At 41.8% G+C, this 10,710-nt stretch carries 8 protein-coding genes and 1 pseudogene; 7 read left to right on the forward strand and 2 right to left on the reverse strand.

The window, feature by feature from the left end; all coding sequences use genetic code 11:
- The first annotated feature begins 35 nt into the window (after positions 1–35).
- The 7 genes and pseudogenes from AACQ79_RS02505 (at position 36) to AACQ79_RS02535 (ending at position 7,139) form a co-directional block, all read left to right on the forward strand.
- On the forward strand, positions 36–803 hold the full coding sequence (locus tag AACQ79_RS02505; RefSeq protein ID WP_064624095.1) for a hypothetical protein: 768 nt from the start codon (positions 36–38) through the stop codon (positions 801–803).
- Between the two features lie 17 nt (positions 804–820).
- Positions 821–1,465, forward strand: a complete 645-nt coding sequence (locus AACQ79_RS02510; protein ID WP_249339225.1) for a hypothetical protein — start codon at positions 821–823, stop codon at positions 1,463–1,465.
- Positions 1,462–1,731, forward strand: a complete 270-nt coding sequence (locus AACQ79_RS02515) for a hypothetical protein (protein WP_064624099.1) — start codon at positions 1,462–1,464, stop codon at positions 1,729–1,731. The genes AACQ79_RS02510 and AACQ79_RS02515 overlap by 4 nt, the downstream gene beginning before the upstream one ends.
- An 8-nt stretch (positions 1,732–1,739) precedes the next feature.
- A complete protein-coding gene (locus AACQ79_RS02520; RefSeq protein WP_064624100.1) occupies positions 1,740–2,795 on the forward strand; it encodes a DUF6765 family protein in 1,056 nt (351 codons plus the stop codon).
- Between the two features lie 208 nt (positions 2,796–3,003).
- A complete protein-coding gene (locus AACQ79_RS02525; RefSeq protein WP_064624102.1) occupies positions 3,004–4,266 on the forward strand; it encodes a nucleotide-binding domain-containing protein in 1,263 nt (420 codons plus the stop codon).
- A gap of 23 nt (positions 4,267–4,289) precedes the next feature.
- A pseudogene (locus AACQ79_RS02530) lies at positions 4,290–4,871 on the forward strand (SLATT domain-containing protein).
- Between the two features lie 714 nt (positions 4,872–5,585).
- On the forward strand, positions 5,586–7,139 hold the full coding sequence (locus AACQ79_RS02535; protein WP_064624021.1) for a methyl-accepting chemotaxis protein: 1,554 nt from the start codon (positions 5,586–5,588) through the stop codon (positions 7,137–7,139).
- Between the two features lie 847 nt (positions 7,140–7,986).
- Here the strand turns inward: AACQ79_RS02535 and AACQ79_RS02540 are convergent.
- Positions 7,987–9,081, reverse strand: a complete 1,095-nt coding sequence (locus tag AACQ79_RS02540) for a YdcF family protein (RefSeq protein ID WP_064625056.1) — start codon at positions 9,079–9,081, stop codon at positions 7,987–7,989.
- A gap of 804 nt (positions 9,082–9,885) precedes the next feature.
- Positions 9,886–10,521, reverse strand: coding sequence for a nucleotide-binding domain-containing protein (locus AACQ79_RS02545; protein ID WP_212756428.1), 636 nt, complete (start codon positions 10,519–10,521; stop codon positions 9,886–9,888).
- Positions 10,522–10,710 lie beyond the last annotated feature (189 nt).

The following is a 10,710-nucleotide window of genomic DNA, read 5'->3' on the forward strand; positions in this document are numbered from 1 at the left end:
CGGGGTTCCCCGCCCTATAGAAAGGTACAACACCTATGTTAGATCTACTGACAGATCCAATCGTGCTCGCGGTTCTAATTGGCCCGATCGCTGGTATTGTTTGGACAAAAATACTTAATGCAGATTCTCGCAATGGCGAGGGGCTGTCAAAGGGCCATGTTAGAGTCTTGAATAGTGGGACAATATCCGCTAGCGATGACAGTAATATCCAGATTGGTCATGGCAACAACGTTACCAATTACAACCATAACTACAACGGCGGCCAGCCACCGAAATCGCAAGTTGATGGTGAGGTGTTCCTCTTTGGAGTGCTCGGGGTTATCGCTGCTATTCTCTATATTCGCCATAGAGAGTGGGCTCTCGGTTTTAGTCTATTGTTCCTTCTTTTCAATACCGCTTTTACTCTCGGTTATTTTGAATCCAAGAAAACAAAATTTGTTAAAACGCTAGCCTATGGTGTTCTGTTTTACATTCTTTATTCCATCTATCGATCGCCCATAGACCCTTACTACGTCAGTGTCGTCCAAATGTTAAAGGGGCAAGGATTAAAAGCTTATATCGAGGCTATTCGCTTGGATTACCTCCCTTTCCAAATAATTTTAACTGCGATAAGCCAAGCGGGAGCTCTGTTTCTCACGGTGTTTGCGTCTCATGCGATTCGAACAACATCTGCAGAGCAGAGGTTCCTAAACAATCTTCAAAAGATAGGTGTGATGGTCATAGCATTAGCAATGCCGTTGTATCTACTTAATTTTGAGGCTGTGAATGCCCAGATCATAACTTTTATAGGGGAAGCCATATGAAGTCATTATGGATAGTCATGTTTTCTTTGCTTCTTTCTGCTTGTTCTGCCTCGATCCCTAAAGAAATCGTTGAGCTGTCCTACAAAATGGATAAGGACATGACGCATGTCGAACAGGCCTATATGGACTTGGTTCGTCAGCACATGGCTGTTCTTAAAAAGCAGCGAGAAGACTACTTGTACAACGAGTGGGTGCCTGCATTGTTGGAAGATTGGATAGTCGAAGGAATGCTTATTGAAATGGCTCAGGGGAAAGTGGTCTATGACAACCAAGTAGATGATTTTGTTGCCGTGGATACGCCTAATAGGTTGGCTCAGTTAAATGGTGTGAAAGAATGGGCGCTTGTTGCTACTGAAGAAATAGAGGCTAAACGCCGTGAGCTCATAGTGCCATTGGAAAAAGCTGAGTCTGTAATGTTAGCTGATATACGCCAGAGTTTTACATTAATGAGACAGGGAAATCAAACCATTACTGCTCATCTTAATAGCATCCGAGAGGTGCAAGATGTACAGAATGACCTGCTTGAAAGTGTCGATTTAGAGCAATTACGAAATGATATCAATCAACAAGTTAGTGAGTTATCGAATCAGGCTTCTAAAGGCTTAGATAAGGTTCGTGAACTCGATCAGAAAGCACAACCTTACCTGGAGAAAGTCAAATGAGTATGAGAAACCGAATTAAGAAGTCAGTTGCAACCGCAAGCCGTCAATTGGCAGAGCGAGAGCTTCAGTTATTGTTAGACACTCGTTTTGATCTAGAGATGTTAAGTCCTGCGATTAAAGGTCATAGCCAATATCAAGCCTTGATGGATGTGATACAAACGGCATCCGAACGTAATTTGAGTGTGGCTGAGTTTGAAAGCAATGTTCGCCAACTTGGTGAAGAGACTTGGCTATTGGCAAAAGACATTATCAAAGCAGTTCGCTAGGAGGACTTATGCAAATCGATATGCACTATTACGGGACATATTGTGTGGCTCGCGCCGCAGGCTTAAACCGAGAATCGGCTCGTATTATTGCGACCGCAGCTCAGTTTGTAGACGACAACGCACAGCAAAACAGCATTGATTTAGCGGACGCTTCGGCTTGTCGAGTCGAAGCAACAGCGCACCACACTGCAGATGTAAGCAACATTGACCCTGATGACCAAAGACAAGTTTGGGTGCCCTTCCATTTCTTACCGGGAAATGAAGGTAGTTCATTCACTGAGCGTTTGGTATGTCGCAAAGACAGCGTGATTGCCCAGCAAATGTGTCAAAACCACTTAAAACAGGCCGCAAAACCTTATTACCTTGAATTGCTAGGGATAATGGCACACGTCTACGCTGACACATTCGCGCACTACGGTTTCTCAGGAGTTAGTTCTCGTCACAATAAAGTAGTTAATGATTCTTTTGAGTTCAGTGAATTAAGTGAGCAAATGGAAGTTTATATCGTTGGTAAGAAAGACAGCTTTTTTGCACGATTTAATCCTATTGTTCGTAATATTAAATCTCACCTTGCTGAGGAGTTGTCTGGTGCCTTAGGTCATGGGGGCGTGGTGACATTTCCTGACAGGCCATACTTGAAGTGGCGTTTTGAATACGACAGTGGAAGCGATTCTGGTTGGAGGGATAATCCAGCGACTTTCCTAGAGTACTGCCAAAAGCTTCACTCGATGCTGTCAGAGTTACCAGAAGAGTACACAGAACCCGAGCAAAGACAGGATTGGATGTTGTTGAAAGACAAGATAGCACAAATTCTTGCTTTCCAAGCTACTGGGAATGACCGTATTGATAAGTGGAAACACGAAGCTCGGTATGGCGAGCTACTCAATATCGCGGAGGATATTCCAGAATACAGAGATTGGAATGGCGGCTTTGAATCACTCCGCCATGGTAATAGCTCTGACGCGATGAAACTCCCTATCTATCATTACTACCAAGCGGCGTCTTATCATCGATGGTATGTCTTGCGAGAGCTTTTACCTCGGCATGGTTTGATGGTGAGGTAGTTTGTCATTGGTCCGTAGTTACGGGCCAATAATTTAAGTTATTGGAGGGCAGCTTTAGGTATCCGTAGGATACGTTCTGAGCGTAATGTCCTGATTTAGTTAACTAGAATTACGCAGCAAAGTTTGGAAAGGCGCTTGTATATCTTTAGATATAGGGATTTCATGCTCTTGTCTTGCAAATTAAATGTAAATGAAGAGGTAAATTACTTTGACTACATCTGAGATGTTCCAGAGTTTTCTTGGAAACCTGACTATCAACAACGGACAGGCGATAAGCGATAGGTACGGTGAGATTACGGCAAGCTTGAACAAAAAGTTTAGAGATACTGAGTCGAAAACCGCCAACAGCCTTCAGGTCGGCTCTTATGGTCGATGGACAGGGATCCGAGGTATCTCTGACTTGGACATGTTGTACATCATGCCTGCGGGTAAGTGGAACGACTATAAGGATGGCAAGCAGTCCAAGCTCCTTACTGATACCCGTGATGCTATCAAAGCCAGATACCCAAAAACTGAGGTTAAAGTAGATCGATTGGTTGTTCAGGTCGTTTACAAGGACTTTATGGTTGAGCAAGCAGATAGAAGCTTCAAGTACCCGGATACATATAATGGAGGCTCATGGAAGATCACTAAGCCCAGAGAAGAGATTGAAGCAATGAAGGAGTTCGTGGATCAGAAGAACCGCAACCTCCGGAAGCTGTGCAAAATGGGAAGAGCTTGGAAAAACAAGTGCGGCGTTGCTATGGGGGGGCTCCTCATCGATACGCTTGCTTATAACTTCCTCAAGTCCAGCACTTACTATGACGACAAGAGTTATGCATATTACGATTGGATGTGCCGAGACTTCTTTAAGTATCTAGCTGATGAGCCTGATAAGGAGTTTTATGCTGCATTGGGGAGTCGTCAAAGAGTAGCTGTAAAAAAGAAATTTCAGCGCAAGGCCAAGAAGGCATATGAGATGGCACTAGAGGCTATTGATTCTTCTAGCGAGAGTACTCGGCACAATAAGTGGAAGAGCATATTTGGTCGCCCATTCCCCGCTGCGGAAAAGACGCATGTTGCGAAAGCTGCGACTGCATGGCGTGGCACTGAGCAATTCATTGATGACTTGTACTCGCTCGATGTTAAGTATAGCCTTGTCCTTGATTGTGACGTTTCGCAGAACGGCTTTAGGGAGAACTCGTTAAGGCATATGTTAGCTCGGCGGATCCCTCTTCTTGCCAAGAAAAAGCTGTTGTTTACGGTGACTGAGTGCTCTGTTCCTGAGCCATTTACGTTGAAGTGGAAGGTTCTCAATCAGGGGTCGGAAGCCGAACGCCGGGACTGCATTCGCGGACAAATTTTTGAAGATGAAGGTTATAGGCAACGAAAGGAGTTTTCGGATTTCCAAGGCGAACATCTCGTCGAATGCTACGCGATAAAAAATGGTGTCGTTGTTGCGAGAGACCAGATAGCTGTACCCATCCAGTGATAATGAAAGGTGATATGTAACAAATGACTAATAGTTCTACTGGCTGCGCTTTGTCAGATCAGGAGCTGGCTTTAGAGGGTCAGCTTCGAGAGTGCTATGGACGAGTGGTCTATAGCCATAAGACTCACGAGAAATGTTCTGACATCCTGCTGTCGAGACTTGCTTGCATTAAAATGTAGCAAATAATCCTGGCAACTGTAACGACAGGTGGTTTTGCCACTGAAATTCTTGACCTATGGACAATAGGGGTCTTCGTCGGCGGAATCGCATCCACAGTACTATTGGTGCTCAATACGTATACCAAGGACTACGATCTTGGCGAAATAGCCCAAAAGCACAAGCATGCTGCAAATGAGATTTGGTTGATAAGAGAAAAGTACTTATCTCTGTTAACAGATCTCAGGGTTGGGACTAAACCTCTACAACAGGTACAGGAAGAAAGAGATAGGCTGATGGGCGACTTGCATTCAATATACGTAGGCTCACCAAGCACTAACTTCAATGCATATACAAAAGCGCAGGATGCCTTGCAGAACAAAGAGGACATGACTTTTTCAGACGCTGAGATAGACGCTTTTCTGCCAAGCGAGTTAAAAAGAGGTTAGTCAAGAACGGTGGTTTGTTACTCTGGCTATGCAAATTGTAGAGGCTTAGGTAAGTTGGTCTCTAATTTGAACATTGACAAAATTCTGTCCAGAAGAGAGTTATGTAGTGCTGGTGCCGATTTTTACAGATATCTGGCGGAAGCTTATCCAAAAGCTTTCGTGTATACTTCGTCCAATACAAACACTGGGTATTTAGATGTACTAACTTAGTACGCGGACTAGACAAAATTATCCCCGCTTACAGACATTTCCAGTCTAATGTCCGAAGACAATAAGTATCATCGGAAACGTGCCTTTTCAAGCGATTCTTAGGCTATAAAAAGCTAAATTTTGATTATTTTTGAGGCGTATTGCTACCAGAAACACTGTGGAAATGACAATAAAGTCTGAGCAATCTCTAGCAAGCTTTTGGACAGAAGTTTGTCAGCACTTTTGCTAAATTAGCTGTTCACGGATAACTTTTGATATTACAAAAGATTGAGTGACACCGATTGATACGGTGCCGTACGTGAAAGGAAGTAGACATAATGTGCATCGATAGAATCCATACTATCAGGCAACTTTTTCATTTTGTGAAACAACCAACTAGCTGATGATTAATTAGACTATAATACCTAGGTCATATAATTTAGAATGGTTAAGTAACAAATGTATAAGTATAACTATAAGTAAACAAAGACTTTTTACCAAGTCTTGTATTATTGGAGAAGCTATATGAAGATAAAACACAAGCTCTTTGGCCTGACATCACTTTCTATTCTTGCTCTTGTTGCCATTGTCGCCATTACAGAGGTCAGCAATTTAAAGCTGCTTAAGCTCGAGAAAACCTTTGTTGAAGTCAAGACCTTAGAGATTTCTTTGCTTGACCTAAATCGCATAAAATTAGAGTTCCTAGATGAGAGCTCCCCTTCAAAACGAACCGAATTCGGCACCGTGTACCGCCACTACCAACAACAGTCTGCTGCCCTGACGACCGACCTGACTGAACTTGAAATAGTCATTCCAGAGCTGACTAAACTTAGCAAAAAAATTTCTTTGTATGAAAAAGATTTTACTGAGCTGGTTGGTAGCTATGGTAAAGACACTAAGCATGACCAAGAGCTAAAGGATGAGATGAAGGTTCTGTTTAATGATATTTTCTCTATTCTCCACCATGTTGAAAAGGTGCTACAGGTTGAAATAGAGCATGCTCAAAGCTCTATACGTGGATTTATTGTTTTCTCCATTCCGAGTGTCGCGGCTTTATTTATCGTGCTCTCCTTTATTATTAGCAGAAGTATTCAAAGAAACATAGCCCAGCTTAGCCAAGTGATGACTATGGTAGCGGATAAGCATGATTTGACTATCAGAGCTCACGTGGAGAGCAACGACGAAATTGCCGATATATCAATGCAATTTAATACCTTATTGTCTAGTATTCAGCAGTTGGTCAGCCAAGTACAAGGTAGTGTCAATGAGCTTGGCGCAGCTTCGAGCCAACTTCAGCAAAGTAGTTTAGATACAGAAAAGGCCCTAAACCAGCAGCAACTTGAAACCGACTGCGTTGCAACGGCAGTTACAGAAATGGGCGAAACCATCAAAGAAATAGCCTCAACCACAGAGCAGGCATCAACCAATACACAGAAAAGCTATAACCTTGCAAATCAAGGGCTAAGTGATATTGCGATAACAAGAGATACCATCGCAGAGCTTTCTAGTGATTTGAGCGAGGCAAGCGATGAAGTTAACCGACTCTCAGAGCTATCCGAACAAATTAGCTCTGTTCTGGACGTTATCAAAGGCATTGCTGAGCAAACAAATTTGCTTGCACTTAATGCTGCAATAGAAGCCGCTCGAGCAGGTGAGCAAGGACGCGGATTTGCAGTCGTCGCAGACGAAGTAAGAACGCTCGCTGGCCAAACACAAAATTCAACGAAAGAGATCTCCAATATTATTTTGGCCATTCAAGAGCAAACTCAGACTGTGGTCGAGGTAATGCAGCAGTGCAGCGGTAAAGGTCAAAGTAGTTCGGAAGTTTCCGACCAAGCTTACTCAAGGCTTCAGTCAATAATGAGGGAAATGCAACTAGTATTGGATAACAGTACTCAAATTGCAGCGGCGGTAGAAGAGCAAAGCACCGTATCGGATGAAATAGCTCGCAACGTCAACGTGATAAGAGATTTATCTTCAATCAACGTACAAGCGGTATCTGAAAACACCCAGTCTACAACCGTAGTAGCGAATCAAGCGGATGATCTGACAGCCGCGGTTAGGATGTTTAAAACCTAGAGTTTAGATAGCTCGAGATAAACCAGTATCAACCTTACTCTACTCGATTCATCAGAAGCAAACCTTGACGGGCTTAAGTCTGTCAGGGTAAGAGCTAAAATGAGTAGTTATGCAACAAGCACTTTCTGCTTAACTTTAACATTTTTGCTCGGTTTTGGGAGTTTCCGAGCACCGCCCCTCAACCGTCAGCCATTAGGAAAAGTACTGCAATTCCAGTGGTGTGTTCTGCCGCTGAGTAAATACGTTAACAAACTTTGGGGCATTTTCGAGTTGAACGGCAGCTTACCAATGAGAACACCGCCATTTCGATTTGATACTTTGTTGGTTTCCCACATCAAACCAAAAAACATAAAGTATTTAGTTTAATGCCCCCTGACATCACACATAACGTATAGCTCTGATTGAGTGTAAAGTGTTGAAGGATAATCGTGATCAACTAGAGCAAGCAGTTGTTCCACTCTAGATCTGATCTCTGTGATTGAATTAATGTTCATTATTGAAGACTAAGTGAATATCTATTCATAAGGGCGGCTAGGAAAAGAAGTAAGGTTGAATGGACGACATGGGCAGTCACTCGACCAAATACAGAAATGAACTACCTATTGCTCCGCTAGCATCTGAAGTGATGCGCTCCACTAACTCTTACATTCCAAGTCTTAAATTGACAATATTCCTTACTCAAATTCGATAATATTGGTTTTAGTGTGTTTGTGGCTATTGAAAAAAAAACGGTCGTAACAAGCCGATTCCAACGGAGCTTTAAATTTATAATAACTTAATAATTATAAAAAGGTGACTATATAAATTGGTCACCTTTTGTTTATGTTCATATATAAAGTAAATGAAATTAACGTTGCTCTAAAGGATACGAGCGGTAACTCCACATACCATAAACACGTAATGCATCACGGTAAATACCTAGTAACTCTCCATCACTTGGGATTTTTAATTCTTCGAGTGGACGATCGTTAGCGGCATACGTATCGAACGTGATCCCTTTAGGACCAGTCTGCCAGCTAGCCACTTCAAATAATGTTTGTCCACGACGAACATGACTTGCAGAACTGATAATTGTAGCGTGGTCAATATCATGACGAGCTAACGCATAGCTGCTGTATAAGGAATTTTCGACCGTGCTTCTGGCGTAGTTATCTTCAATAATACGAGATTTATCAATGCCATTTTTCACTAACCAATCGGCCATTAACTTGCCTTCGGTTTTGTGATTTTTAGGTACGCCACCAGTGACTACGATATAAGTATTAGGGTTCTGTTTCGCCATCGTCAATGTTGCATTAAGTCGATCAATTAAGATTTGATTCATGCTGCCATCAGGGTTTAGGGCATAGCCTAAAGTGATAATTGCATTATTGCCTTTGGCGGGTTTTTTGATTGTATTGCTTAATGGTGTTTCAACAATTCTATCAACGGTTGATATGATCTTTTTCAAATCTGCAACGCGACCTTTGTTTAATTGCTCTAGAGCGTTTAAATGTTTGGTTACTTCGTTTTTATTGCCTTTAAAGTTTTGCCAAATAACAAGGTATGAGTGTGCATCTACATCATCAGGAGCAACGTCTAAAATTTGAGTGAATAACTCAATTGCTCGGTCTACATTGCTGTTATAGATCTGAGCATTGGCTGCTGAAAACAGTAAATCGACGCGATAAGGCTCAAGTTTATAAGCATCAAGTAAGTTATTGGTGATCATCTCCATGTTACTTGGCATTTTTGCTGTAAAGCCAGCATGAGAGATACGGGATGGATTTTTGAATACTTGATAAGCATCATTAAGTAATTGGTCAACTACCTGACGCTGAGAGGTCATTTCTGTGTAGTTTACTTGTGGTTGAACGGCATCCAATGCCGCAATGCTTGATGTTGAATAGAGAGAGCCAGAAAGGATAACCGCTAAAGAAAGAGTTAAGAATGTGCGCTTCATAATGGTTCCAACGATAGTACAGAAAAATTCATTTTATGCCTTATAAAATCGAGGTGTTGTGAATGACATCGTATTTCTTTTGTATATTGGCTATTTTTGCCCATCCCCCGATATGGTCTAGTTGGGTAATTATTATCTCAAAAACTTATTTAATAATTGATTTATGAGAGTTTGATTTTGGATATGAGTAATTGATACACACAAACCTAATGTTTCTGTATGCCATGAATTTACAGGTAGAAGTCTTAAAAAATGAACGTTTAACGAGACTACCGATTTGTAGATTAGACCATATCGGGGGATGGGCAGATTTAACCAAGCTGGATTTTAAGCATAAGGTCATCTTAGACGTTGCTCATGGAAATAATAAATAAGGAGCTTTAGCGACCTCATCTACTCGGCTTGTCAAAGCCTCCAACGTCTATGTGACTGTTCTTCTAATTGGGTTCTTACTACAAAGTGACGGTTAGTAAGTTTATCTAAAGAGCCTGGCAGTTATCGAGCGTCTATTTTCACCGGCTGACCAAACCGTATGGGGCTAGACTCTTTGGTGAGTCTCCAGAACCATGAGCTAAAACTCGTTTCATCTCGTCGCATCCAATCCAGATTATTTTTCAATCTTGGTCTCAGATTTGTGGACAAAAATGAGTTTCAGGAATTCTAATATTAGTGGTTCATGAATAACTTTTTATAAGGCAAATTTGCTAATTAATACGCCTTTGAAGGCCCCTTTTTGGCCATATCAAGGAGAAAGAAGCCGAGCCTTTATCGAGAGGGTTCGGCTTTTATATCAATATAAAGTAATTAACTTATAGATATAATCATTTTGTCTGAGCGAGCCAGTAACACATTATCATGGACAACAAACGCTTCTACGAAATGGTCACCTTTGTAAGACGTACTTTCTTCGTGGACTTTTTCCCCTAATTCAAACCCTCCTCTCAGCTGTTTATTAGCAGCTGCTTCTGCTCCAGTATTAGTGACTTGCCAATAAATCTCAAACTCGTCATCAATAGGGTTCATGATTTCAAAACGCAAATTATGCTGTTTGGGAATTAATGACCCAAATTTTAGCTTATTGACGAAATTTTGAGTGAAATCTTGTTTGTACTTAACTTCAACATTCAACTTAACCTCAGAGTCGCAGGACTTCCACGGATGAGGAAGGTAGTGTTCAGGGATTGACACATAGCGTTCATTGAGAGCTTCAAGTGACGTTGATTCTGATTTATTTGCTCGAGTTGCATTGACTGCGAAGAATTGCTTGCCGAACACTTTACGCCACTTTTCAATCGAAAGTTTTTTGTCTCTCTCATTGTAAGCCTCATTGACCCATCTCGCGTACTTTGAGACGAAGGCTTTGAAGTTTTGAAATTTGGTTTCGTCCCAATGTCTCGTAAAGTATTCACCACTCTGCACTGGGTTTTCGACATTCGGCATATAAGAATGCTTTTGTAGGTCGTGATCAAGTCGATTTATTAGAGTTTTAAACGCGGTAGGTACTGTAGTGGTCAACTAAAATTGGCCACGGTTTTAGAGTTTTCCCAATATAATCGTTCTGATTCATTGGGAGTTAGACCACCGTTATACTGATGTGGCCTGAGTTGGCAGTAATATCCGATAATGTAG

This window comes from Vibrio sp. 3-2(1), from assembly GCF_963887575.1.
Taxonomy (GTDB): domain Bacteria; phylum Pseudomonadota; class Gammaproteobacteria; order Enterobacterales; family Vibrionaceae; genus Vibrio; species Vibrio anguillarum.

Excerpts from the sequence above, each read along its gene's own strand:
- AACQ79_RS02505 (WP_064624095.1), top strand. The coding sequence starts at position 36 with ATGTTAGATCTACTGACAGATCCAATCGTGCTCGCGGTTCTAATTGGC.
- AACQ79_RS02510 (WP_249339225.1), top strand. The coding sequence starts at position 821 with ATGTTTTCTTTGCTTCTTTCTGCTTGTTCTGCCTCGATCCCTAAAGAA.
- AACQ79_RS02515 (WP_064624099.1), top strand. The coding sequence starts at position 1,462 with ATGAGTATGAGAAACCGAATTAAGAAGTCAGTTGCAACCGCAAGCCGT.
- AACQ79_RS02520 (WP_064624100.1), top strand. The coding sequence starts at position 1,740 with ATGCAAATCGATATGCACTATTACGGGACATATTGTGTGGCTCGCGCC.
- AACQ79_RS02535 (WP_064624021.1), top strand. The coding sequence starts at position 5,586 with ATGAAGATAAAACACAAGCTCTTTGGCCTGACATCACTTTCTATTCTT.
- AACQ79_RS02540 (WP_064625056.1), bottom strand. The coding sequence starts at position 9,081 with ATGAAGCGCACATTCTTAACTCTTTCTTTAGCGGTTATCCTTTCTGGC.
- AACQ79_RS02545 (WP_212756428.1), bottom strand. The coding sequence starts at position 10,521 with ATGCCGAATGTCGAAAACCCAGTGCAGAGTGGTGAATACTTTACGAGA.